The 25,046-nt window shown below is 49.9% G+C and carries 21 protein-coding genes, 2 tRNA genes and 4 rRNA genes; 14 read left to right on the top strand and 13 right to left on the bottom strand.

Annotated features, from left to right (window positions below; all coding sequences use genetic code 11):
• Nucleotides 1-261: 261 nt before the first annotated feature.
• From dusB to NMD08_RS02390, 4 genes are all read left to right on the top strand, one after another.
• Entirely contained in the window at nucleotides 262-1,227 is a 966-nt protein-coding gene (dusB, locus tag NMD08_RS02405) for a tRNA dihydrouridine synthase DusB (RefSeq protein ID WP_003025224.1), read from the top strand.
• Nucleotides 1,228-1,252: 25 nt separating this feature from the next.
• Nucleotides 1,253-1,549 (top strand): DNA-binding transcriptional regulator Fis, encoded by a 297-nt coding sequence (gene fis, locus NMD08_RS02400; protein WP_000462905.1) that lies wholly within the window; start codon nucleotides 1,253-1,255, stop codon nucleotides 1,547-1,549.
• An 88-nt stretch (nucleotides 1,550-1,637) separates the two neighbouring features.
• Nucleotides 1,638-2,522, top strand: coding sequence for an adenine-specific DNA-methyltransferase (gene yhdJ, locus NMD08_RS02395; protein ID WP_151217900.1), 885 nt, complete (start codon nucleotides 1,638-1,640; stop codon nucleotides 2,520-2,522).
• 82 nt (nucleotides 2,523-2,604) lie between these two features.
• On the top strand, nucleotides 2,605-2,769 hold the full coding sequence (locus tag NMD08_RS02390; protein ID WP_151217901.1) for a DUF2556 family protein: 165 nt from the start codon (nucleotides 2,605-2,607) through the stop codon (nucleotides 2,767-2,769).
• A 45-nt stretch (nucleotides 2,770-2,814) separates the two neighbouring features.
• Here the strand turns inward: NMD08_RS02390 and envR are convergent, their stop codons facing one another.
• Nucleotides 2,815-3,471, bottom strand: a complete 657-nt coding sequence (envR, locus tag NMD08_RS02385; RefSeq protein WP_151217902.1) for an acrEF/envCD operon transcriptional regulator — start codon at nucleotides 3,469-3,471, stop codon at nucleotides 2,815-2,817.
• 412 nt (nucleotides 3,472-3,883) lie between these two features.
• Between envR and NMD08_RS02380 the strand changes: the two genes are divergently transcribed.
• The 7 genes from NMD08_RS02380 (at nucleotide 3,884) to NMD08_RS02350 (ending at nucleotide 13,274) form a co-directional block, all read left to right on the top strand.
• Nucleotides 3,884-5,044 carry an efflux RND transporter periplasmic adaptor subunit gene (locus tag NMD08_RS02380; protein WP_210905448.1) on the top strand — a complete coding sequence of 387 codons (1,161 nt, stop codon included), beginning with the start codon at nucleotides 3,884-3,886 and terminating at the stop codon, nucleotides 5,042-5,044.
• A gap of 10 nt (nucleotides 5,045-5,054) precedes the next feature.
• The gene (locus NMD08_RS02375; protein WP_151217904.1) at nucleotides 5,055-8,168 is read left to right on the top strand and encodes an efflux RND transporter permease subunit; all 3,114 of its coding nucleotides are present in this window, start codon (nucleotides 5,055-5,057) and stop codon (nucleotides 8,166-8,168) included.
• Between the two features lie 270 nt (nucleotides 8,169-8,438).
• Nucleotides 8,439-8,660 (top strand): lipoprotein, encoded by a 222-nt coding sequence (locus tag NMD08_RS02370; protein WP_003025292.1) that lies wholly within the window; start codon nucleotides 8,439-8,441, stop codon nucleotides 8,658-8,660.
• A gap of 458 nt (nucleotides 8,661-9,118) precedes the next feature.
• Nucleotides 9,119-10,144: an amino acid ABC transporter substrate-binding protein gene (locus NMD08_RS02365; RefSeq protein WP_003025295.1), complete on the top strand. Its 1,026-nt coding sequence runs from the start codon at nucleotides 9,119-9,121 to the stop codon at nucleotides 10,142-10,144.
• Nucleotides 10,145-10,213: 69 nt separating this feature from the next.
• The gene (locus NMD08_RS02360) at nucleotides 10,214-11,395 is read left to right on the top strand and encodes an amino acid ABC transporter permease (RefSeq protein ID WP_151217905.1); all 1,182 of its coding nucleotides are present in this window, start codon (nucleotides 10,214-10,216) and stop codon (nucleotides 11,393-11,395) included.
• Between the two features lie 9 nt (nucleotides 11,396-11,404).
• Complete coding sequence (locus tag NMD08_RS02355; protein WP_286538774.1) at nucleotides 11,405-12,508, top strand: amino acid ABC transporter permease; 1,104 nt, start codon at nucleotides 11,405-11,407, stop codon at nucleotides 12,506-12,508.
• A 7-nt stretch (nucleotides 12,509-12,515) separates the two neighbouring features.
• Nucleotides 12,516-13,274, top strand: a complete 759-nt coding sequence (locus NMD08_RS02350; protein WP_151217906.1) for an amino acid ABC transporter ATP-binding protein — start codon at nucleotides 12,516-12,518, stop codon at nucleotides 13,272-13,274.
• Between the two features lie 86 nt (nucleotides 13,275-13,360).
• Here NMD08_RS02350 and rrf (NMD08_RS02345) read toward each other — a convergent pair.
• The 6 genes from rrf (NMD08_RS02345) to NMD08_RS02320 form a co-directional block, all read right to left on the bottom strand.
• Nucleotides 13,361-13,476 (bottom strand): 5S ribosomal RNA (gene rrf / locus NMD08_RS02345).
• A 38-nt stretch (nucleotides 13,477-13,514) separates the two neighbouring features.
• A tRNA-Thr gene (locus NMD08_RS02340) sits at nucleotides 13,515-13,590 on the bottom strand.
• 14 nt (nucleotides 13,591-13,604) lie between these two features.
• Nucleotides 13,605-13,720: ribosomal RNA gene (gene rrf, locus NMD08_RS02335) — 5S ribosomal RNA — on the bottom strand.
• A 92-nt stretch (nucleotides 13,721-13,812) separates the two neighbouring features.
• A 23S ribosomal RNA gene (locus NMD08_RS02330) occupies nucleotides 13,813-16,715 on the bottom strand.
• A gap of 219 nt (nucleotides 16,716-16,934) precedes the next feature.
• A tRNA-Glu gene (locus NMD08_RS02325) sits at nucleotides 16,935-17,010 on the bottom strand.
• 85 nt (nucleotides 17,011-17,095) lie between these two features.
• Nucleotides 17,096-18,635, bottom strand: a 16S ribosomal RNA gene (locus tag NMD08_RS02320).
• Together the 16S, 23S and 5S rRNA genes with 2 tRNA genes alongside form the textbook arrangement of a ribosomal RNA operon.
• A 471-nt stretch (nucleotides 18,636-19,106) precedes the next feature.
• On the opposite strand from NMD08_RS02320, the gene NMD08_RS02315 reads away from it, so the two are divergent.
• Complete coding sequence (locus NMD08_RS02315) at nucleotides 19,107-19,661, top strand: gamma carbonic anhydrase family protein (protein ID WP_370619456.1); 555 nt, start codon at nucleotides 19,107-19,109, stop codon at nucleotides 19,659-19,661.
• Here NMD08_RS02315 and NMD08_RS02310 read toward each other — a convergent pair.
• Genes NMD08_RS02310 through dprA form a run of 6 tightly spaced genes read right to left on the bottom strand, consistent with a single transcriptional unit; the run spans nucleotide 19,637 to nucleotide 23,429 of the window.
• Complete coding sequence (locus NMD08_RS02310; protein WP_151224108.1) at nucleotides 19,637-19,894, bottom strand: DUF1488 domain-containing protein; 258 nt, start codon at nucleotides 19,892-19,894, stop codon at nucleotides 19,637-19,639. The genes NMD08_RS02315 and NMD08_RS02310 overlap by 25 nt on opposite strands.
• Nucleotides 19,891-20,712 (bottom strand): shikimate dehydrogenase, encoded by an 822-nt coding sequence (gene aroE, locus NMD08_RS02305; protein ID WP_370619454.1) that lies wholly within the window; start codon nucleotides 20,710-20,712, stop codon nucleotides 19,891-19,893. Before aroE ends, NMD08_RS02310 begins: the two co-directional genes overlap by 4 nt.
• A 1-nt stretch (nucleotide 20,713) precedes the next feature.
• Complete coding sequence (gene tsaC / locus NMD08_RS02300) at nucleotides 20,714-21,286, bottom strand: L-threonylcarbamoyladenylate synthase type 1 TsaC (RefSeq protein ID WP_151219976.1); 573 nt, start codon at nucleotides 21,284-21,286, stop codon at nucleotides 20,714-20,716.
• Nucleotides 21,287-21,290: 4 nt separating this feature from the next.
• Nucleotides 21,291-21,833: a type I DNA topoisomerase gene (locus NMD08_RS02295; protein WP_151219977.1), complete on the bottom strand. Its 543-nt coding sequence runs from the start codon at nucleotides 21,831-21,833 to the stop codon at nucleotides 21,291-21,293.
• 26 nt (nucleotides 21,834-21,859) lie between these two features.
• Nucleotides 21,860-22,333: a DUF494 family protein Smg gene (smg, locus tag NMD08_RS02290; protein ID WP_005134083.1), complete on the bottom strand. Its 474-nt coding sequence runs from the start codon at nucleotides 22,331-22,333 to the stop codon at nucleotides 21,860-21,862.
• A complete protein-coding gene (gene dprA, locus NMD08_RS02285; protein ID WP_370619452.1) occupies nucleotides 22,305-23,429 on the bottom strand; it encodes a DNA-protecting protein DprA in 1,125 nt (374 codons plus the stop codon). The genes smg and dprA overlap by 29 nt, the downstream gene beginning before the upstream one ends.
• A gap of 131 nt (nucleotides 23,430-23,560) precedes the next feature.
• Between dprA and def the strand changes: the two genes are divergently transcribed.
• The gene (gene def, locus NMD08_RS02280) at nucleotides 23,561-24,070 is read left to right on the top strand and encodes a peptide deformylase (protein WP_003031159.1); all 510 of its coding nucleotides are present in this window, start codon (nucleotides 23,561-23,563) and stop codon (nucleotides 24,068-24,070) included.
• Between the two features lie 14 nt (nucleotides 24,071-24,084).
• The gene (gene fmt / locus NMD08_RS02275) at nucleotides 24,085-25,032 is read left to right on the top strand and encodes a methionyl-tRNA formyltransferase (RefSeq protein WP_151219979.1); all 948 of its coding nucleotides are present in this window, start codon (nucleotides 24,085-24,087) and stop codon (nucleotides 25,030-25,032) included.
• The last annotated feature ends 14 nt before the right edge of the window (nucleotides 25,033-25,046 follow it).

Here is a 25,046-nt window from a genome sequence, read left to right as displayed (position 1 = left end):
TGATTAATTCAGCAGAATATCTTGTCAGTACCTTCTGCCGCTGAAGAAAAAATGAGAAGTTACGCAAAATTATATGTGTATATAAAATCGGCACTTTTTTATAACACTATGATTTACATGATCAAATATTTTAATGCGCTCATATTTACGGCAATTCATTGATCCACCTCAGTGGATTGGTCAAAGTTTGGCCTTTCATCTCGTGCGAAAAATGCGTAATATACGCCGCCTTGCAGTCACAGTATGGTCATTTCTTAACTCATGCGCATCGGACAATACCAGCTCAGAAATCGCCTGATCGCAGCACCTATGGCTGGCATCACTGACAGACCATTCAGGACGCTGTGCTATGAGATGGGAGCCGGGTTGACGGTATCCGAGATGATGTCATCTAACCCGCAGGTTTGGGAAAGTGACAAGTCTCGTTTACGGATGGTGCACGTTGATGAGCCAGGAATTCGCACGGTGCAAATTGCCGGTAGCGACCCTGTTGAGATGGCCGATGCCGCACGAATTAACGTGGAAAGCGGCGCCCAGATTATTGATATCAATATGGGGTGTCCGGCTAAAAAAGTGAATCGTAAGCTCGCAGGTTCAGCCCTTTTGCAGTACCCGGATCTAGTGAAATCAATACTAACCGAGGTCGTCAATGCAGTGGACGTTCCTGTCACGCTCAAGATTCGCACCGGCTGGGCTCCGGAACACCGTAACTGCGTAGAGATTGCCCAACTGGCTGAAGACTGTGGCATTCAGGCTCTGACCATTCATGGACGCACCCGCGCCTGTTTGTTCAATGGAGATGCTGAGTACGACAGTATTCGGGCAGTTAAGCAGAAAGTTTCCATTCCGATTATCGCGAATGGCGACATTACTGACCCGCATAAAGCCAGAGCTGTACTCGACTATACAGGGGCGGATGCCCTTATGATAGGACGTGCAGCTCAGGGAAGACCCTGGATCTTTCGGGAAATCCAGCATTATCTGGACACTGGGGAGCTGCTGCCCCCGCTGCCTCTGGCAGAGGTTAAGCGCTTGCTTTGTGCGCACGTTCGGGAACTGCACGACTTTTATGGTCAGGCAAAAGGGTACCGAATTGCGCGTAAACACGTATCCTGGTATCTCCAGGAACACGCTCCGGATGACCAGTTTCGGCGCACATTCAACGCCATTGAAGATTCCAGCGAACAGCTGGCGGCGTTGGAGGCATACTTCGAAAATTTTGCGTAAACAGAAATAAAGAGCTGACAGAACTATGTTCGAACAACGCGTAAATTCTGACGTACTGACCGTTTCTACCGTTAACTCTCAGGACCAGGTAACTCAAAAACCCCTGCGTGACTCGGTTAAACAGGCACTGAAGAACTATTTTGCTCAATTGAATGGTCAGGATGTTAACGATCTCTATGAGCTGGTACTGGCTGAAGTAGAACAGCCCCTGTTGGACATGGTGATGCAATACACCCGCGGCAACCAGACCCGTGCTGCCCTGATGATGGGCATCAACCGTGGTACGCTGCGTAAAAAACTGAAAAAATACGGCATGAACTGATACTAATCAGTTAAATGTTTGTTTTAAAAGGCGCTACTCGGCATGGGGAAGCGCCTTTTTTATTGACGTCATACGGGAGGCTTTGGCGATGAACGCGAGATGTGAACCTGTCTATTTTGGCGATGAATCTAAAAAGATAATCCTGGGTGATGCGCTGACCGAACTGAAAAAGCTGCCGTCTGAAAGCGTCGAGCTCATTTTTGCCGACCCACCTTATAATATCGGTAAAAACTTTGACGGAATGGTGGAATCCTGGGACGAACAGAGCTTTTTGACATGGCTGTTTGAATGCATTGACGAATGCCATCGTATTCTCAAACCGCATGGCACCATGTACATCATGAACAGTACGGAGAACATGCCATACATCGACCTCAAATGCCGCCAGCTTTTTACCATCAAGAGCCGCATCGTGTGGTCATATGATAGCTCTGGGGTGCAGGCCAAAAAGTACTTTGGTTCGATGTATGAACCGATCCTGATGATGGTAAAAGATCAGAAAAACTATACGTTTAATCGCGATGATATTCTGGTGGAAGCCAAAACGGGCGCTAAACGCGCGCTGATAGATTACAGAAAGAATCCACCCCAGCCATATAATCAGAAAAAAGTGCCTGGCAATGTCTGGGCGTTTCCCCGCGTTCGCTATCTGATGGACGAATACGAAAATCACCCCACGCAGAAACCCAAAGCTCTACTGGAGCGCATCATTCTGGCTTCCTCCAACCCAGATGACAAAGTGCTGGATCCGTTTGCCGGTAGCTTCACGACCGGCGCCACCGCCGTGGAGTTAGGTCGCAAGTTTGTCGGGATTGAAATCAATACTGAATACGTGAAAATGGGGCTCAGAAGACTGAGTATTGGTTCTCATTTTTCAGAAATTGAACTTGCAAAGGTGAAAAAGCGTAAGACAAAAAACATGTCTAAAAAGAGCCATTTGACGGCAAAGTGTGGCGATCGTTCAGCAAAGTAAAGGCATTGTAAGTCCGCTTTTCAGCGTGCAGATTTCGTGTATATTCCCTGCACGCTTGGGCATGAATACACAGGGTTTGGTAATGATACGCAAGTATTGGTGGCTGGTTATTTTTGCGGTCTTCGTTTTTCTTTTTGATGCGCTGCTTATTCAGTGGATAGAGCTGATGACGACAGAGCACGACAAGTGTCGGAACATGAACTCGGTGAATCCCCTTAAGCTGGTCAACTGCGTCGATCTCGAATAGTGCCGCCCACCCCACTTCAGCAGCCGTCAGGCCTGGCGGCTAAAACTACCCTACCTGACTCTCACTCTGCGTTAATTGCCTTACGATACCATCTGGGCTTAACATTTTTAATACATTATCAACTAATACTGGCGCTTGTTTATAAAGATCATAACTCATTGGATTAATGAGCCAGTTTTTAACGATGCCACTAAAACTGCCATGAAGAATAATTATTATAACGTCTAAATCAAGGCCGGTTGCGACAAGCCCTTCGTCCATACATTGTTGCAAGGCAATGCGCATATCCAGATGATTGATACCAATTTTTTCACGAATAGCCTGTTCCGATATCATATCATTATGGAATTCACATTTATGATATAAAATCTGCATTAATGCCTGCTGTCGAGGATTCTCAGCAATATATTGCAAACCCACGACTAATCTTTCTTGTAACCGCTGTAATGGGTTATCTCCCCAACGCCCAACGAGCTGCTCCTGAATAAGATCACGCAAGGGTGGTTGCTGTAACCAAAGCTCATTAAAAAGCTGCGTTTTATTTTCGAAATGCCAATAGAGTGCCCCTCGCGTAACGTTGGCCGCATCCGCAATGTCGTTGAGCGTCGTATTACTCACGCCACGCGCGGCGAACTGCACAATCGCTGTTTCAATCAGGTGCTGTCGCGTTTTGAGGGCATCAGCTTTTGTTCTTCTGGCCATGATCCCGACTGTCCGGAGTAGAGTGGAGAATGATTAACTTTCTTATCTAATATTTGCTGAACGGAATAAATGTATCACTTAGCGTATATTTAGACGAGGCCTAAAAGCGTTAATTGCTGACATTGCACACGAATAAATAAAACATATAAAAAACTTAAATATATTCACCAATCAAATGCTTATTTCGACATGTATTTATGCGCATCATAGTATTGCTATTAACACCATAATGAAACATCAGAAGATTAATCCTTTTTTGTTTTTATGTGCCGTGTGTCGCGTCCATAAATAAGTATTACTTACATCGCAGGCTAATAATTTGTAGGATAGCCAACTATTATTTTTCTTGTGCGCGTTATCGCCTCTGCGTTACCCGGTTAATAACGAGCGTTCGGTTTTTTAAGGAATAGAAATGACGAAAAATGCCAGGTTTTCACTCCTGCCCTCATTCATCATCATCTCCGCTGCATTACTCGCCGGTTGTAACGATCAGGGAGAAACACAAGCTCATCCCGCAGAGCCGCAGGTGACTGTCCATGTCGTCGAAAAGGCCCCCTTAGCCGTGACGACCGAATTACCCGGGCGCACAACGGCATTTCGTATTGCAGAAGTCCGTCCTCAGGTTAGCGGGATTGTACTTAAACGGAATTTCACTGAGGGAAGCGATGTTGAAGCCGGTCAGTCGCTTTATCAGATCGACCCCGCGACTTACCAGGCTGACTATGACAGCGCCAAAGGCGAACTGGCAAAGAGTGAAGCGGCGGCAGCTATCGCGCATTTAACGGTAAAACGTTATGTTCCGCTGGTTGGCACTAAGTACATCAGCCAGCAAGAGTACGATCAGGCCATTGCTGATGCCCGCCAGGCCGATGCATCCGTAATCGCAGCAAAAGCCGCGGTCGAAAGCGCACGTATTAACCTGGCCTACACCAAAGTGACATCGCCCATTAGCGGACGTATCGGTAAATCTAACGTCACCGAAGGCGCATTAGTCACGAATGGCCAGGCGACTGAGCTTGCTACCGTTCAACAGCTTGATCCTATTTACGTCGACGTAACGCAGTCCAGCAATGACTTTATGCGCCTCAAACAATCTATTGAGCAAGGGAGCCTGCATAAAGACGATGCCAGCAGTACTGTAGAACTGGTAATGGAAAATGGTCAGTCGTACCCGCTGAAAGGCACTTTGCAATTTTCTGACGTGACGGTTGATGAAAGTACCGGATCCATCACCCTCAGGGCCGTCTTCCCTAACCCGCAGCACACATTGCTGCCGGGCATGTTTGTGCGCGCGCGCGTTGATGAAGGTGTTCAGCCAAATGCGATTCTCGTTCCGCAGCAAGGGGTAACGCGTACGCCTCGCGGCGATGCCACCGTGATGGTCGTTAACGACAAGAGCCAGGTTGAGTCTCGCACAGTTGTTGCCGCACAAGCCATTGGCGACAAGTGGCTCATCAGTGAAGGTCTGCAACCGGGTGACAAAGTTATCGTGAGCGGCTTACAGAAAGCACGCCCAGGCGTCCAGGTTAAAGCAACTGCCGACACCGAAACCTCTGCCACGAAAGCCCAATAAGGTACCGGATATGGCTAACTTCTTTATCAGGCGTCCTATTTTTGCCTGGGTACTGGCCATCATTCTGATGATGGCGGGAGCTCTGGCAATCATGCAGCTTCCCGTAGCGCAGTACCCGACCATTGCACCTCCTGCGGTCGCAATCACCGCAACCTATCCAGGCGCGGATGCACAGACGGTGCAAGATACTGTTACGCAGGTTATCGAACAGAATATGAACGGTATCGATAACCTGATGTATATGTCCTCCACCAGCGATTCCGCCGGGAGTGTGACCATCACACTGACTTTCCAGTCCGGTACCGACCCCGATATCGCCCAGGTTCAGGTGCAAAATAAATTGCAGCTCGCCACACCGTTACTGCCGCAGGAAGTCCAGCAGCAGGGGATCGGCGTTGAGAAATCCAGCAGCAGCTTTTTAATGGTCGCGGGGTTTGTTTCTGATAACCCGCAAACCACGCAGGATGATATTTCCGACTACGTCGCCTCAAACGTTAAAGACTCAATCAGTCGTCTGAATGGCGTAGGCGACGTACAACTGTTTGGCGCGCAGTACGCTATGCGTATTTGGCTGGATGCGAACTTGTTGAACAAGTACCAGCTTACGCCGGTTGATGTGATCAATCAGTTAAAGGTCCAGAACGATCAAATTGCCGCGGGTCAGTTAGGGGGGACGCCTGCATTACCTAACCAGCAGCTTAACGCTTCTATCATTGCGCAAACGCGACTGAAAGACCCTGAAGAGTTCGGCAAAGTCACTTTACGCGTGAACAGCGATGGTTCGGTAGTTCATCTGAAAGACGTCGCGCGGATCGAACTGGGTGGTGAGAACTACAACGTCGTTGCGCGTATTAACGGTAAGCCTGCATCCGGTCTCGGTATTAAATTGGCTACCGGGGCAAACGCGCTGGATACCGCTAACGCAATCAAAGCCAAACTGGCTGAGTTACAACCGTTCTTCCCGCAGGGAATGAAGGTGGTCTATCCGTACGACACCACGCCATTTGTGACTATCTCCATCCACGAAGTGGTAAAAACGCTGTTTGAGGCGATCGTGCTGGTGTTCCTGGTCATGTATTTGTTCCTGCAGAACATCCGGGCAACGCTCATTCCAACCATCGCTGTCCCCGTCGTATTATTAGGCACATTCGCCGTACTTGCCGCGTTTGGCTACTCGATAAACACCCTGACGATGTTCGGGATGGTGCTCGCCATCGGTCTATTGGTCGATGATGCAATAGTGGTGGTGGAAAACGTCGAACGTGTGATGATGGAAGATAATCTGCCGCCTAAAGAGGCGACGGAAAAATCTATGTCACAAATTCAGGGAGCACTGGTCGGTATCGCCATGGTGCTGTCTGCGGTTTTTATCCCAATGGCCTTTTTTGGTGGGTCGACAGGTGCTATCTACCGGCAGTTCTCCATCACCATTGTTTCCGCCATGGCGCTTTCTGTATTGGTCGCGCTGATCCTGACTCCCGCGCTTTGCGCAACGCTGCTGAAGCCGGTATTGGCTGAACACCACGAGAAAAAAAGTGGTTTCTTTGGCTGGTTTAATGCCAAATTCGATAACAGCGTCAACCACTACACCAATAGCGTCAGCGGTATTGTGCGTAAAACCGGGCGTTACCTGGTTGTCTACCTGATCATCGTGATCGGAATGGCAGTGCTGTTTATGCGTCTACCGACTTCCTTCCTGCCGGAAGAAGATCAGGGCGTATTTATGACCATGATTCAGCTCCCGGCGGGCGCAACACAAGAGCGCACCCAGAAAGTGCTGGATCAGGTTACTCAGTATTATCTGAACAATGAGAAAGCTAACGTCGAAAGCGTCTTCACGGTTAACGGCTTTAGCTTCAGCGGCCAGGGGCAAAACTCCGGTCTGGCGTTCGTCAGCCTCAAGCCCTGGGATGAGCGTAGTGGAGAAGAAAACAGCGCTGAAGCTGTCATTGCACGCGCCACTTACGCCTTCAGCCGGATTCGCGATGGCCTGGTCTTCCCCTTCAACATGCCAGCGATAGTTGAATTGGGTACCGCAACCGGCTTCGATTTCGAGCTGATCGATCAAGGCGGTTTGGGACATACGGCGTTAACGCAAGCACGTAACCAACTGCTGGGTATGGTGGCTAAACACCCAGATTTGTTAGTCCGCGTACGCCCGAACGGCCTGGAAGATACCCCTCAATTCAAACTGGATGTCGATCAGGAGAAAGCACAAGCACTGGGCGTTTCGCTGTCGGACATTAACGAGACGATCTCTGCATCGTTGGGCGGCTATTACGTCAATGACTTTATTGACCGCGGTCGTGTGAAAAAAGTTTACGTTCAGGCGGATGCTAAATACCGCATGCTGCCAACGGACATCAGTAATCTGTATATCCGCAGTGCCAATGGCGAAATGGTTCCGTTCTCTGCGTTCAGCGCATCGCATTGGGTTTACGGCTCACCGCGCCTGGAGCGTTACAACGGTATGCCATCGATGGAAATACTGGGGGAAGCCGCGCCTGGTCGAAGTACGGGTGAAGCAATGGCATTAATGGAAAGCCTCGCAGAAAAGCTGCCAAACGGTATTGGTCATGACTGGACAGGTATGTCTTATCAGGAACGACTGTCGGGTAACCAGGCGCCTGCACTTTATGCCATCTCGCTAATCGTCGTCTTCCTTTGCCTGGCCGCATTGTATGAGAGCTGGTCAATTCCCTTCTCCGTCATGCTGGTTGTACCACTCGGCGTGGTAGGCGCATTGTTAGCTGCATCGCTGCGTGGGATGAATAACGACGTCTACTTCCAGGTCGGTCTGCTAACCACTATTGGCCTCTCGGCTAAAAACGCCATCCTGATCGTCGAATTTGCCAAAGACCTGATGGATAAAGAGGGTAAAGGGTTGATAGAAGCCACTCTGGAGGCGTCGCGCATGCGTCTTCGTCCAATCCTGATGACATCTCTGGCGTTTATTCTGGGGGTTATGCCTCTGGTTATCAGCCACGGAGCGGGTAGCGGCGCGCAGAATGCGGTCGGTACGGGCGTAATGGGGGGAATGTTGACCGCGACGTTGTTGGCAATCTTCTTCGTCCCTGTCTTCTTTGTTGTCGTCAGACGGCGTTTTAGTCGACACAACGACTAATTTGTAAAAAAAGGCGTCTTCGGACGCCTTTTTCACCGATAGTGTCCCTCTTTATTTATTAATAAGATAGCCATTAATTTCTTTTTAATCTTTCCTGAAAATTCGCCCGTCGCCTTTCTTTTTATTCATTATTTTTACAATCCACATGAATTGAGATTATTCCTCATGTCAGTATTTTTTTAAGAAGTGGTAAAATAGCCTCCAGGTTCGCAGATGGCTTAGCGTTTGTCTTTGCCCGATTAGCGAAACGCTTATTTTTGAGGTAACACCATGAAAAGATTAATCTCCGTTGCATTGCTAACCGCATTTTTGGCCGGCTGTGCACACGATTCTCCTTGCGTACCTGTATACGACGATCAGGGACGCCTGGTTCATACCAATACATGTATGAAAGGCACCACGCAGGATAACTGGGAAACCGCCGGAGCCATCGCCGGTGGTGCCGCAGCCGTTGCCGGACTGACGTTAGGGATCGTTGCCTTAACCAAATAATTCCTCTTAAAAGCGCGGTTGTTACCGCGCTTTTAGTTATAAAAATAAAATATATATAAGACAAAGCGTTGGTATAAAGCACCTAACGTATAATAAAATTATTATAGATTTCTCTCACATCTCCACGATTTGAAATTAGCATTTTTCCTTTTCTTAGTAACACCACGTTTTCTTTCCATTATTCTCACGTGATCAATATTAACGCACGAAATCGTTATCACGCGTCCAGTCTGATTTTTGAATTTTTTGCGCCGAAATGTGGCTTACGTTTCAATTTTGCACCACTTCAGGGCGCTGCATTTATTTTTTCCTGTCTACACTCTGCATATTGCGTCGAATAATCGTGCGCAAAAACCTGGCACTACCTTTGCTTAAAAGAGTATGGCCAAAGCCACAGACAGGTAAAAGACGTTTTCAGAACGTTTCCATAACAATAATTCCTCCACACAGGATGCTCTATGAAAAAGATGATAATAGCCAGCCTGGCTGCGGCCGGCGTGCTGCTTGCGGTTGCAAATCAGGCACATGCCGGCGCAACACTGGATGCAGTAAAGAAAAAAGGTTTTGTGCAGTGTGGGATCAGTGACGGGTTGCCTGGCTTTTCTTACGCCGATGCAAGCGGTAAGTTTTCAGGTATTGATGTCGACGTATGTCGTGGCGTTGCCTCCGCCGTATTTGGCGATGATAGCAAAGTAAAATATACCCCGCTTACCGCCAAGGAACGTTTCACCGCGCTACAATCGGGTGAAGTTGACATGCTTTCTCGTAATACTACCTGGACCTCCTCTCGCGATGCAGGAATGGGAATGTCTTTCACTGGCGTAACGTATTACGACGGCATTGGTTTTCTTACCCACAATAAAGCAGGTCTGAAGAGTGCTAAAGAGCTGGATGGCGCAACGGTTTGTATCCAGGCAGGAACTGATACCGAACTGAACGTGGCCGACTATTTTAAAGCCAACAATATGAAGTACACCCCCGTCACTTTCGACCGCTCGGATGAATCCGCTAAAGCTCTCGAATCTGGGCGCTGCGATACGCTAGCTTCCGACCAGTCTCAGCTGTACGCCCTGCGAATCAAGCTGAGTAATCCTGCGGAGTGGATTGTCCTGCCAGAAGTTATTTCTAAAGAACCGCTGGGACCTGTCGTACGTCGTGGCGACGATGAGTGGTTCTCCATTGTTCGCTGGACGCTGTTCGCCATGCTGAATGCGGAAGAAATGGGGGTTAACTCGAAAAACGTCGATGAAAAAGCGGCTAATCCTGCCACGCCGGATATGGCGCACCTGTTAGGCAAGGAAGGGGATTATGGTAAGGACCTGAAGCTTGATAACAAGTGGGCTTACAACATAATCAAGCAGGTAGGTAACTACTCGGAGATCTTTGAGCGTAACGTTGGATCGGAAAGTCCACTGAAGATCAAACGTGGACAGAACAATCTCTGGAATAACGGCGGCATTCAATATGCACCACCGGTGCGCTAATGCGTAGTGATGTAACGGGCGCCGCGACTGCGGCGCTCAGTCCAGGGTCATCGTTACCGAGGTTTTCTTATGTTCCATCGCCGCTCAACCGTAAAAGGATCGTTATCCTTTTCTAACCCTGCGGTCCGCGCCTGGTTATTTCAAATACTTACCGTCATTGCAGTCATCAGCATTGCGGTCTATCTCATTCATAACACAATAAATAACCTGAACAATAGCGGTATTACCTCGGGATTCTCTTTTCTCGATCGCAGCGCCGGATTTGGTATTGTCCAGCATCTTATTGATTACGAGCAAGGCGATACGTATGGCCGTGTCTTTGTAGTCGGTCTGCTCAATACGCTATTAGTCTCTGCGTTGTGTATTGTTTTCGCTTCTGTTCTCGGTTTCTTTCTCGGCCTGGCACGCCTTTCAGATAACTGGTTATTGCGAAAGCTCTCAACGATCTACATCGAAACGTTCCGCAATATACCGCCGCTGCTGCAGATCTTTTTCTGGTATTTCGCCGTATTACGTAACCTGCCCGGTCCACGTCAGGCCATTAACGCGTTGGATTTACTGTTTCTGAGTAACCGGGGATTGTATATTCCGGCACCGCAAATGGGAGAAGGTTTTTTTGCGTTATGTATCGCTGTCATTATCGCTATCGCCGTCGCCATCGGGCTATTTCGCTACAACAGAATGCACCAGACTAAAACAGGTCAGTTACGCCGGACCTGGCCAACGGCTTTGGCGCTGATCGTGCTTTTACCGGTGATTTCACAGTGGCTGTTTGGCGCGGCGCTTCACTGGGACATCCCCGCGCTTCGCGGTTTTAACTTCCGTGGAGGTATGGTGCTTATTCCCGAACTGGCTGCCCTGACCCTGGCGCTTTCCGTGTATACCTCGGCGTTTATTGCAGAAATTATTCGGGCGGGAATTCAGGCTGTTCCTTATGGCCAACATGAAGCCGCACGCTCACTGGGCCTACCAAATCCAGTAACGCTGCGCCAGGTAATCATCCCACAGGCGCTGCGCGTCATCATTCCCCCATTGACCAGCCAGTATCTGAACATCGTCAAAAACTCCTCCCTTGCGGCCGCCATTGGCTACCCGGATATGGTTTCACTGTTTGCCGGTACGGTGCTCAACCAAACAGGGCAAGCCATTGAAACTATCGCCATCACCATGTCGGTGTACCTAATCATCAGCCTGAGCATTTCTCTGCTGATGAATATTTATAACCGCCGTATCGCACTGATTGAGCGCTAAGGAGCCATGATGACAAAAGCACTGCTGTCTCCCCCCTCGCGCCAGAGCAGTAACCCGGCTGGCCGCAGTCTACTCTGGGTGCGTAAAAACCTGTTCTCCAGCTGGTCAAATAGCCTGCTCACGCTGCTATGCGTATGGCTGATTTGGTCATTTCTTCCACCACTGCTGAACTGGGTATTCTTTCAGGCCAACTGGGTCGGTTCGACCCGAGCAGACTGTACCAAAGCCGGAGCCTGCTGGGTGTTCATTCATGAACGCTTTGGGCAATTCATGTATGGACTTTATCCCCACGATCAGCGCTGGCGCGTAAATCTGGCCTTGATAATTGGCCTGGTTTCTATCATCCCCATGTTCTGGAAATTTATTCCCCATCGTGGCCGCTATATTACCGTCTGGGCCATTGTGTATCCGGTGGTGGTCTGGTGGTTGATGTACGGTGGTTTTTTCGGACTTGAGCGCGTAGAAACCCGACAGTGGGGAGGATTAACACTGACACTTATCATCGCATCCGTAGGGATTGCGGGCGCGCTTCCGTGGGGTATTTTATTGGCACTGGGGCGTCGTTCCCATATGCCAATAGTGCGGATTTTATCTGTCATTTTCATTGAGTTCTGGCGCGGTGTGCCGTTGATAACCGTCCTGTTTATGTCCTCAGTTATGCTCCCTCTGTTTATGTCCGAAGGAGCCAGTATCGACAAACTTATCCGGGCGCTGGTCGGCGTTATTCTTTTCCAGTCGGCTTATGTCGCAGAAGTGGTTCGCGGAGGACTACAAGCCCTGCCAAAAGGTCAGTATGAAGCCGCTGAATCACTGGCTCTAGGGTACTGGAAAACACAAGGGCTGGTCATTCTTCCGCAAGCCCTTAAGCTGGTTATTCCCGGTCTGGTTAACACAATTATCGCTCTGTTCAAGGATACCAGCCTGGTCATCATTATCGGTCTGTTTGATCTCTTCAGCAGCGTGCAGCAGGCAACTGTGGACCCCGCGTGGTTGGGTATGTCGACGGAAGGATATGTTTTTGCCGCTCTGATTTACTGGATCTTCTGTTTCAGCATGTCACGTTACAGCCAACATCTGGAAAAACGTTTTAACACCGGGCGTACACCGCACTGAGGAATTTATGAGCCAATTATTAATGCCGTCTACCGACGCGATGATTACGCTGGAAAACGTCAACAAATGGTACGGACAATTTCACGTCCTGAAAAACATCAACCTGAAGGTAAAGCAGGGAGAACGTATCGTATTGTGCGGGCCTTCCGGCTCAGGTAAATCGACAACCATCCGCTGTATTAACCACCTGGAAGAGCATCAGCAAGGACGTATTGTGGTGGATGGAATTGAACTCAATGAGGACATCCGAAATATTGAGCGCGTCAGGCAAGAAGTCGGCATGGTCTTTCAGCACTTTAATCTCTTTCCCCATTTAACGGTTCTGCAGAACTGCACGCTGGCACCTGTATGGGTGCAAAAGATGCCGAAAAAAGAGGCGGAAACTCTGGCAATGCACTACCTTGAGCGAGTTCGCATTGCTGAACATGCGCATAAATATCCCGGACAAATCTCTGGTGGGCAGCAACAGCGCGTGGCCATTGCACGCTCGCTGTGCATGAAACCCAAAATCATGTTGTTTGATGAACCCACATCAGCATTGGATCCTGAAATGGTAAAAGAAGTGCTGGATACCATGATAGGTCTGGCGCAATCGGGCATGACCATGTTATGTGTTACCCATGAAATGGGCTTTGCCCGCACAGTGGCCGACCGGGTGATCTTTATGGATCTTGGTGAGATTGTTGAACAGGCACCACCGGACGAGTTTTTTGCTCATCCAAAATCTGAACGCACACGCGCCTTTTTGTCGCAGGTTATTCATTAAATAGATATGGCGGATACCGTTCTGGATTTTTTCGCTTATAAACGCAAAAAGGCCATCCTGACGGATGGCCTTTTTGCTTATTTGATGTCTGGCAGTTCCCTACTCTCGCATGGGGAGACCCCACACTACCATCGGCGCTACGGCGTTTCACTTCTGAGTTCGGCATGGGGTCAGGTGGGACCACCGCGCTACAGCCGCCAGACAAATTCTTTTCTAAGTGCCGAACTTAAACCGAAAAACTGGTGCTGATACCCAGAGTCGAACTGGGGACCTCACCCTTACCAAGGGTGCGCTCTACCAACTGAGCCATATCAGCACACTAAATTTGATGCCTGGCAGTTCCCTACTCTCGCATGGGGAGACCCCACACTACCATCGGCGCTACGGCGTTTCACTTCTGAGTTCGGCATGGGGTCAGGTGGGACCACCGCGCTACAGCCGCCAGGCAAATTCTGTCTATCAACACACTTTTAGTCTGTCGATGTCATCTGTATCAGGCTGAAAATCTGTCTCTTCGCCAAAACACCTTCGGCGTTGTAAGGTTAAGCCTCACGGTTCATTAGTATCGGTTAGCTCAATATATCGCTACACTTACACACCCGACCTATCAACGTCATCGTCTTTAACGTTCCTTCAGGAGACTTAAAGTCTCAGGGAGAACTCATCTCGGGGCAAGTTTCGTGCTTAGATGCTTTCAGCACTTATCTCTTCCGCATTTAGCTACCGGGCAGTGCCATTGGCATGACAACCCGAACACCAGTGATGCGTCCACTCCGGTCCTCTCGTACTAGGAGCAGCCCCCTCAATTCTCCAGCGCCCACGGCAGATAGGGACCGAACTGTCTCACGACGTTCTAAACCCAGCTCGCGTACCACTTTAAATGGCGAACAGCCATACCCTTGGGACCTACTTCAGCCCCAGGATGTGATGAGCCGACATCGAGGTGCCAAACACCGCCGTCGATATGAACTCTTGGGCGGTATCAGCCTGTTATCCCCGGAGTACCTTTTATCCGTTGAGCGATGGCCCTTCCATTCAGAACCACCGGATCACTAAGACCTGCTTTCGCACCTGCTCGAGCCGTCACTCTCGCAGTCAAGCTAGCTTATGCCTTTGCACTAACCTCCTGATGTCCGACCAGGATTAGCTAACCTTCGTGCTCCTCCGTTACTCTTTAGGAGGAGACCGCCCCAGTCAAACTACCCACCAGACACTGTCCGCAACCCGGATTACGGGTCCACGTTAGAACACCAGCCATTAAAGGGTGGTATTTCAAGGTTGGCTCCACGCAGACTGGCGTCCACGCTTCAAAGCCTCCCACCTATCCTACACATCAAGGACCAGTGTTCAGTGTCAAGCTATAGTAAAGGTTCACGGGGTCTTTCCGTCTTGCCGCGGGTACACTGCATCTTCACAGCGAGTTCAATTTCACTGAGTCTCGGGTGGAGACAGCCTGGCCATCATTACGCCATTCGTGCAGGTCGGAACTTACCCGACAAGGAATTTCGCTACCTTAGGACCGTTATAGTTACGGCCGCCGTTTACCGGGGCTTCGATCAAGAGCTTCTCCTTACGGATAACCCCATCAATTAACCTTCCGGCACCGGGCAGGCGTCACACCGTATACGTCCACTTTCGTGTTTGCACAGTGCTGTGTTTTTAATAAACAGTTGCAGCCAGCTGGTATCTTCGACTGATTTCAGCTCCATGAGTAAATCACTTCACCTACATATCAGCGTGCCTTCTCCCGAAGTTACGGCACCATTTTGCCTAGTTCCTTCACCCGAGTTCTCTCAAGCGCCTTGGTATTCTCTACCTGACCACCTGTGTCGGTTTGGGGTACGATTTCGTGTTACCTGATGCTTAGAGGCTTTTCCTGGAAGCAGGGCATTTGTCACTTCAGCACCGTAGTGCCTCGTCATCACACCTCAGCGTTAAAAGGTACCGGATTTACCTGGAACCTCCGCCTACATGCTTAAACCGGGACAACCGTCGCCCGGCCGACATAGCCTTCTCCGTCCCCCTTCGCAGTAACACCAAGTACAGGAATATTAACCTGTTTCCCATCGACTACGCCTTTCGGCCTCGCCTTAGGGGTCGACTCACCCTGCCCCGATTAACGTTGGACAGGAACCCTTGGTCTTCCGGCGTGCGGGTTTTTCACCCGCATTATCGTTACTTATGTCAGCATTCGCACTTCTGATACCTCCAGCATGCCTCACGACACACCTTCAACGGCTTACAGAACGCTCCCCTACCCAACAACACATAGTGTCGCTGCCGCAGCTTCGGTGCATGGTTTAGCCCCGTTACATCTTCCGCGCAGGCCGACTCGACCAGTGAGCTATTACGCTTTCTTTAAATGATGGCTGCTTCTAAGCCAACATCCTGGCTGTCTGTGCCTTCCCACATCGTTTCCCACTTAACCATGACTTTGGGACCTTAGCTGGCGGTCTGGGTTGTTTCCCTCTTCACGACGGACGTTAGCACCCGCCGTGTGTCTCCCGTGATAACATTCTTCGGTATTCGCAGTTTGCATCGGGTTGGTAAGTCGGGATGACCCCTAGCCGAAACAGTGCTCTACCCCGAAGATGAATTCACGAGGCGCTACCTAAATAGCTTTCGGGGAGAACCAGCTATCTCCCGGTTTGATTGGCCTTTCACCCCCAGCCACAAGTCATCCGCTAATTTTTCAACATTAGTCGGTTCGGTCCTCCAGTTAGTGTTACCCAACCTTCAACCTGCCCATGGCTAGATCACCGGGTTTCGGGTCTATACCCTGCAACTTAACGCCCAGTTAAGACTCGGTTTCCCTTCGGCTCCCCTATACGGTTAACCTTGCTACAGAATATAAGTCGCTGACCCATTATACAAAAGGTACGCAGTCACACCCCGAAGGATGCTCCCACTGCTTGTACGTACACGGTTTCAGGTTCTTTTTCACTCCCCTCGCCGGGGTTCTTTTCGCCTTTCCCTCACGGTACTGGTTCACTATCGGTCAGTCAGGAGTATTTAGCCTTGGAGGATGGTCCCCCCATATTCAGACAGGATACCACGTGTCCCGCCCTACTCTTCGAGTTCACAACCTGTGCATTTTGGTGTACGGGACTATCACCCTGTACCGTCGGACTTTCCAGACCGTTCCACTAACACACAAGCTGATTCAGACTCTGGGCTGCTCCCCGTTCGCTCGCCGCTACTGGGGGAATCTCGGTTGATTTCTTTTCCTCGGGGTACTTAGATGTTTCAGTTCCCCCGGTTCGCTTCATTACGCTATGTATTCACGCAATGATAGTGTGACGAATCACACTGGGTTTCCCCATTCGGAAATCGCCGGTTATAACGGTTCATATCACCTTACCGACGCTTATCGCAGATTAGCACGTCCTTCATCGCCTCTGACTGCCAGGGCATCCACCGTGTACGCTTAGTCGCTTAACCTCACAACCCGAAGATGTTTCGTAAAACACCATCGTGTTGCGAAAATTTGAGAGACTCGAACACACTCTTTTTCATTTCTTATTACGGAGAAATGAAACAGTGTGTCGTTTCAATTTTCAGCTTGATCCAGATTTTTAAAGAGCAAATATCTCAAACGTCACCCGAAGGTAAGTTTTGAGATACTGAGGTCGGCGACTTTCACTCACACATACCAGCAAGTGGCGTCCCCTAGGGGATTCGAACCCCTGTTACCGCCGTGAAAGGGCGGTGTCCTGGGCCTCTAGACGAAGGGGACGTGTAAGTCTCAATCGCAAGACGCCTTGCTATTTACTTTTCATCAGACAATCTGTGTGAGCACTACAAAGAACGTTTCTTTAAGGTAAGGAGGTGATCCAACCGCAGGTTCCCCTACGGTTACCTTGTTACGACTTCACCCCAGTCATGAATCACAAAGTGGTAAGCGCCCTCCCGAAGGTTAAGCTACCTACTTCTTTTGCAACCCACTCCCATGGTGTGACGGGCGGTGTGTACAAGGCCCGGGAACGTATTCACCGTGGCATTCTGATCCACGATTACTAGCGATTCCGACTTCATGGAGTCGAGTTGCAGACTCCAATCCGGACTACGACATACTTTATGAGGTCCGCTTGCTCTCGCGAGGTCGCTTCTCTTTGTATATGCCATTGTAGCACGTGTGTAGCCCTACTCGTAAGGGCCATGATGACTTGACGTCATCCCCACCTTCCTCCAGTTTATCACTGGCAGTCTCCTTTGAGTTCCCGGCCTAACCGCTGGCAACAAAGGATAAGGGTTGCGCTCGTTGCGGGACTTAACCCAACATTTCACAACACGAGCTGACGACAGCCATGCAGCACCTGTCTCAGAGTTCCCGAAGGCACCAAGGCATCTCTGCCAAGTTCTCTGGATGTCAAGAGTAGGTAAGGTTCTTCGCGTTGCATCGAATTAAACCACATGCTCCACCGCTTGTGCGGGCCCCCGTCAATTCATTTGAGTTTTAACCTTGCGGCCGTACTCCCCAGGCGGTCGACTTAACGCGTTAGCTCCGGAAGCCACGCCTCAAGGGCACAACCTCCAAGTCGACATCGTTTACGGCGTGGACTACCAGGGTATCTAATCCTGTTTGCTCCCCACGCTTTCGCACCTGAGCGTCAGTCTTTGTCCAGGGGGCCGCCTTCGCCACCGGTATTCCTCCAGATCTCTACGCATTTCACCGCTACACCTGGAATTCTACCCCCTCTACAAGACTCTAGCCTGCCAGTTTCGGATGCAGTTCCCAGGTTGAGCCCGGGGATTTCACATCCGACTTGACAGACCGCCTGCGTGCGCTTTACGCCCAGTAATTCCGATTAACGCTTGCACCCTCCGTATTACCGCGGCTGCTGGCACGGAGTTAGCCGGTGCTTCTTCTGCGAGTAACGTCAATCGTTGCGGTTATTAACCACAACGCCTTCCTCCTCGCTGAAAGTACTTTACAACCCGAAGGCCTTCTTCATACACGCGGCATGGCTGCATCAGGCTTGCGCCCATTGTGCAATATTCCCCACTGCTGCCTCCCGTAGGAGTCTGGACCGTGTCTCAGTTCCAGTGTGGCTGGTCATCCTCTCAGACCAGCTAGGGATCGTCGCCTAGGTGAGCCGTTACCCCACCTACTAGCTAATCCCATCTGGGCACATCCGATGGCAAGAGGCCCGAAGGTCCCCCTCTTTGGTCTTGCGACATTATGCGGTATTAGCTACCGTTTCCAGTAGTTATCCCCTCCATCGGGCAGTTTCCCAGACATTACTCACCCGTCCGCCACTCGTCACCCAAGGAGCAAGCTCCTCTGTGCTACCGTTCGACTTGCATGTGTTAGGCCTGCCGCCAGCGTTCAATCTGAGCCATGATCAAACTCTTCAATTTAAGTTTGATGCTCGTGAATTAAACTTCGTAATGAATTACGTATGTTCACTCAGAGACTTGGTATTCATTTTTCGTCTTGCGACGTTAAGAATCCGTATCTTCGAGTGCCCACACAGATTGTCTGATAAATTGTTAAAGAGCAGTTGCGACGCGCTTTAGCGCTCTGTCGCGAGGTGGCGTATATTACGCTTTCCTCTTTCAGAGTCAACCCTCATTTTCAGGTTTTTCTCTTCAACCGGACCGGCTGTTTGTGTGAAGTGATTCACATCCGCCGTGTCGATGGAGGCGCATTATAGGGATCCCATTTTTTAGCACAAGTGTTTTTTGGATCTTTTTTGCTGAATGCTTGTTTTTCACCCCTTTCGCTACATTCCTGCGCAATTTGGCTGATTTTTGATAGCTAAATCACTTGCGTAGTCTCGGTAATCCAACCAAAGTCTTCTTTACTGCTCTATTTTCGTTGAGGTGAACATGTCTGATGTATTACGTCCTTATAAGGATCTTTTCCCACAGATCGGAAAACGCGTGATGATCGACGCCAGCAGTGTTGTGATTGGTGATACGCATTTAGCTGATGACGTCGGAATTTGGCCGCTGGTTGCGATTCGTGGCGATGTAAACTTTGTGCAAATTGGCGCCCGTACGAACATTCAGGATGGCAGCGTTTTGCATGTCACGCATAAATCCACATCAAATCCGCAGGGTAATCCATTGATCGTGGGTGAAGATGTGACGGTCGGTCATAAAGTCATGTTGCACGGCTGCATCATTGGCAACCGCGTATTAGTCGGTATGGGATCGATTTTACTGGACGGTGTGGTGGTAGAAGACGACGTTATGATTGGGGCTGGAAGCCTGGTTCCGCAAAATAAACGCCTGGAGAGTGGGTATCTGTATCTGGGAAGCCCGGTTAAACAGATCCGTCCATTAAGCGATGAAGAGAAGGCAGGCTTACAATACTCTGCTAATAACTATGTTAAATGGAAAGATGAGTATTTAAATCACAGTAACCAAACCCAACCCTGAGAGTCTTCCTGCTGGTCCTGGATCAATGCTTCGGCCTCTTCTTCCAGGTCCCAGCGATGCTGTTGAAATATTTCCAACCACTGCTCAGGCGTAGAGCCACCAAAGCGGGACGCCAACTTCTCTCCTGATATGGCACATGTTAACTGCATACCATGGACCATCGCCGGAAAAACAACAGCACTAATATCTACCTGCCATTTCTCTCGATCGGGAAACTGGATCGCCTGATTCATGCCGACAATTCCTGTTGCAGGCTTTTTATGACAGGCTCAACCTGTGGCAAAACGCCATGCCAGAGTAAAACTGCATGCGCAGCCTGCCCCACCAGCATCCCCAAACCATCGGCATAATGTTTCGCCCCATGCGAAGCACACCAGTAAAGAAACGGTGTGTTCCCTTTCTGATAAAACATGTCATAACAATAGACAGAAGGGTGGATAAGAGATGTTGGAATGGCCGGTATCTCACCGCTTATTCCGCTGGATGTGGCGTTGATGATCAAATCAAAACTGCAATTATCAAGGTCGTTCATTCCCACCGCCTGCACGCTGCCGGTGTGGGAGAATATTTGTGCCAGTTCTTCAGCACGGGAAGGTGTACGGTTAACGATGGTCACCGCACAATCCATAGAAAGAAGAGGTAGTAATACACCACGGGATGCGCCGCCTGCACCAATCAACAGAACTCGCGAACCGGGACGAATAAAAGATAAACGCTCGAGATCGCTTAATAAGCCGATACCATCCGTGTTATCTCCCAGTAAACGTCCATCCTCCAACCGCTTAAGAGTATTGACCGCTCCTGCAAGCGATGCCCGCTCCGTGAGCTCATCGGCACATGCAAACGCTTCTTCTTTAAAAGGCACGGTGACATTTGCCCCCTTCCCACCCCCAGCAAAAAAAGCGTTCAGCGTATTCACAAAATCATTGATGGGTGCCAGTACACGCCCATAGGAATGATCAATCTTCAACTGCTTTGCAAATTGCTGATGAATAAAGGGCGATCTACTGTGCGCTATCGGATTACCAAAAACAGCATAGGCTTCTTTCATATTACCCCTGTCGAAACTGTTCACCCGTCAGAGCATCACGGATCTCCGAAGGATTCAAACGACCTCCAGTCCCCCCCTCAACCACAGGAAAGTCTGTACCAAACTGCGCGCGAACTTCTTCAACTGTTCTGCAAGGCGGCAGGCCACTCAAATTAGCACTGGTAGAGACTAATGGTTTGCCATAGGCCTGGCAGAGTGCAACCACCAGCGGATGATCAGTGACACGCACGGCCAGCGAGTCAAAACGACCAGTCAACCAACGAGGCGTAGTCGCGGGCGCCGGGAAAACGAAAGTAACAGGTCCAGGCCAGCGGGCGAAAACAGCCTCACGTTGGGCCTCGGTTAGCATACTATCGTCGATATAGGGTTTAAGCTGGTCAAAGTTTGCTGCAATCAAAATTAAGCCTTTATCGACTGGGCGTTGTTTTAACTCCAACAGACGGGTGACAGCCGTTTCGCTGTCAGGATCGCAGCCGACACCAAATACAGCTTCTGTTGGATAGGCGATGACTCTTTCTTGTTTCAGAACTTCTATCGCATCAGCGATAAGTTCTGCGGGCAGGTTATTATTCACTTTTTTAATCCGCCGAAATCGGCTTTCCACATTGTTTACTGGCACAGAAATGCTTCACACCCTGCGCGGTTTTCTTTTCGATGAGCAGTGGATAATGACACTCGGGACACTCTCCAGCTAACGGTTTGAAGTTGATGACAAACTGGCACTCCGGATAGCGCTCGCAGGAATAAAAGGTTTTGCCATAACGGGAACGCCGCTGAACAAGATGGCCAGTCTGGCATTGAGGACAGGTTATTGCTGTTTCATCAGGCTTGTCGATAAGTTCAGTATGTTCACACGCAGGATAATCACTGCATCCAATGAACATTCCGAATCTTCCCTGTCTCAGCACCAGTTCTGCGCCACATGCAGGGCAAAGCTTACCCTCCAGAACTTTGACAATATGTCCGTCCGCAGAAGATTTCAGCGGACGGATGTAATCGCATTCTGGATAGTGTGAACAACCGAGAAACGGACCGTGTTTCCCGGAACGAATAACCAGTTCAGCCCCGCATTGTGGGCAGGGCTCATTTTTACGCACCGTGAACAGTGCTGATTTAGCCATAACAACTCATACTGAATGAAGATTGATTAATGCAGCATACCTTCATTCACTTCAAAGAGTAATTCTTCCATTTGCTGATAGGCATTTTCACAACCTGGAATGTTGAATAGCACCATCAGGATCACCCACTTCAGGTCTTCCAGATCGAACTCTGCCGTATCCAGTGCGAGGACGCGTTCAATTACCATCTCTCGCGTTTCGAGGTTTAGCACCTGAATCTGCTCCAGGAATAGCAGGAACCCTCGACAGCTTGCATCTAGTCGATCGCACTCTTCTGCCGTGTAAATACGTACAGAAAGAGGATCGGATGCCAGCTGCATAGGCTCAGCAAGACCATCCTGATAATCAGCAAGCTTTTCCAGCCAAAGTAACGCGTTGTAAATGTCTTCACGATCAAAACCAGCGTCGGTAAGATCCCGTTCCAGTTTGTCCTGATCCACACGCAGCTCAGCTTCGTTATGGATATATGTCTCAAACAAATACATTAGTACGTCGAACATGGCATGCCCTCCTCAATCGGACATAGCCGCCGGGTACAGCTGCGATCCATCCTGCTAACTCCAGTTCGAGCAGTTGAGCTACTACCTCTGGCACAGGTTGGCCGGCACGTTCAGCGACGACGTCAACAGGTGTTACCTCATCTCCTACGTTAGCCAGGAGCTCAGGAAATGGCAATGCCACCTCTTCGTGATCTGGCGAATAAATTGATTTTTCAGGTTCATCTGGCAACCATGGCAGCCCATATTGCAAATTTTCCAGAATTTCTTCTGGGGCCGTCACAAGCGTAGCTCCCTGCTGAATAAGCCAATGTGGACCTTCACTTCCCGGGCTCCCAATCGCTCCCGGCAGAGCAAAAACCTCCCGCCCTTGTTCCAGCGCGCAACGCGCAGTGACCAGTGACCCGCTACGCTGCGCAGCTTCAACAACCAGGACTCCCTTACTTAGACCGCTGATAATACGATTTCGTCTGGGAAAATTGCGCGGCAAAGGGAGCGCATCCAGTGGAAACTCAGACACCAGTGCGCCTCCAGACTCAATCAGTCGCTCAGCAAGATGGACATGCTGTCGTGGATGAATGGTCTCAAGCCCATTTCCCAACACCGCAATACTTGTGCCCTGGCGGTTTATCGCAGCCTTGTGCGCCACACCATCAATCCCCCGGGCCAGACCACTGGTGATCGTCACACCACATGCTGCAAGCTTTTCACAAAAAAATCGCCCCCATCGTTCGCCATACCAGGAGTGTTGTCGGCTACCGACAACGGCAACCTGAAATGAGGGGAGGCACGCGGGATTTCCTGCGACAAAAAGCATCCCAGGATAATCCACAATCGCACGGAGCTGTGGGGGATAATGCTCACTGTCGGCAACCACAAAATGATGGTTGGGCTGCTCAAGCCAGCGCAACGTTTTTTCCAGCGTCTGCTGTGAAAAAGTTAAAAACCGTCTGACCTGGCGGGGAGAGAATCCAGCATGATGAAGTACCGTATTATTAATACACGGTTGAGTATTGAGCCAATGCGCAATGCGCACCATCTCATCACCATATAGTTCATTCACTTGCGCTAAACGTAGCCAAATTTCGATTTGGGTCATCCCTGCTCCCCCCTGCCACAAGCAGTCCTGGCAATCTTTGCGATTGGTCACTGATGCTGTCAATCAGAGGGGGTTTTGTCTAGAATAGAGGTAATAATCTTTTCAACTCCTGAACACAACTCTGGATAACTATGTCAGTTTTGCAAGTGTTACATATTCCGGACGAGCGCCTTCGCAAAGTCGCAAAACCGGTTGAAGAAGTGAATGCAGAAATTCAGCGTATCGTTGATGATATGTTCGAAACGATGTACGCCGAAGAAGGTATCGGCCTGGCAGCAACGCAAGTCGATATTCATCAGCGCATCATCGTTATTGATGTCTCTGAAAACCGCGACGAGCAGTTGGTACTCATTAACCCAGAGCTGCTGGAAAAAGACGGCGAAACCGGCATTGAAGAGGGTTGCCTGTCGATTCCTGAACAGCGTGCGTTAGTACCGCGTGCTGAGAAAGTAAAAATTCGCGCGCTCGATCGCAACGGTAAATCTTTTGAACTGGAAGCCGATGGCCTGCTGGCTATCTGTATTCAACATGAAATGGATCACCTGGTCGGTAAACTGTTTATCGATTATCTGTCTCCGTTGAAGCAACAACGCATTCGTCAGAAAGTTGAAAAACTCGACCGCCTGAACGCCCGAGCTTAAGGACAAGAATCAACGTGTCAGACTCACTACGTATTATTTTTGCGGGTACACCTGACTTTGCAGCGCGTCATCTCGACGCGCTGTTGTCTTCTGGACACAACGTCGTTGGCGTGTTTACCCAACCGGACCGCCCGGCGGGACGCGGTAAAAAGCTGATGCCCAGCCCGGTAAAAGTGCTGGCGGAAGAAAAAGGGATACCGGTTTTCCAACCCGTCTCTCTTCGCCCTCAGGAAAACCAGCAGCTGGTTGCTGATTTATGCGCAGACGTGATGGTGGTGGTGGCATATGGCCTGATTCTGCCAAAAGCCGTACTGGAAATGCCACGTCTGGGTTGTATCAACGTTCACGGTTCCCTACTTCCACGCTGGCGTGGCGCAGCACCAATTCAACGCTCACTATGGGCAGGTGACGCAGAAACCGGTGTGACCATCATGCAGATGGATGTTGGCCTCGACACCGGAGATATGCTGCTTAAGCTTTCCTGCCCAATTACGGCGGAAGATACCAGCGGTTCGCTATACAATAAGCTGGCAGATTTAGGGCCGCAGGGGTTGATTGAAACGTTAAAACAGCTGGCAGCTGGTACGATAAAACCGGTTGTACAAGATGAATCTCTGGTTACACATGCAGAAAAACTCAGCAAAGAAGAAGCCCGTATCGACTGGTCGCTTTCAGCCGCTCAGTTGGAGCGCTGCATTCGTGCCTTTAACCCGTGGCCAATGAGTTGGCTAGAAATCGACGGTCAGCCGGTGAAAGTCTGGCAAGCTTCGGTCATTGCTGTAAACACCCAGGCTGCGCCAGGTACCATTCTGGAGGCAACAAAGCAGGGTATCCAGATCGCAACGGGCGACGGCATCCTGAACCTCCTCTCTTTGCAGCCTGCCGGTAAAAAAGCCATGAGTGCGCAGGATCTGCTTAATTCACGCCGGGAATGGTTTGTACCCGGTAATCGTCTGTTCTGACGGTTCATCTCTTT

Source organism: Citrobacter meridianamericanus, from assembly GCF_041320245.1.
In the GTDB taxonomy this organism is placed as follows: Bacteria; Pseudomonadota; Gammaproteobacteria; order Enterobacterales; family Enterobacteriaceae; genus Citrobacter; species Citrobacter meridianamericanus.
The sequence above is the reverse complement of the archived record's forward strand: the minus strand, read 5'-3'. Positions and strand labels throughout refer to the sequence as shown.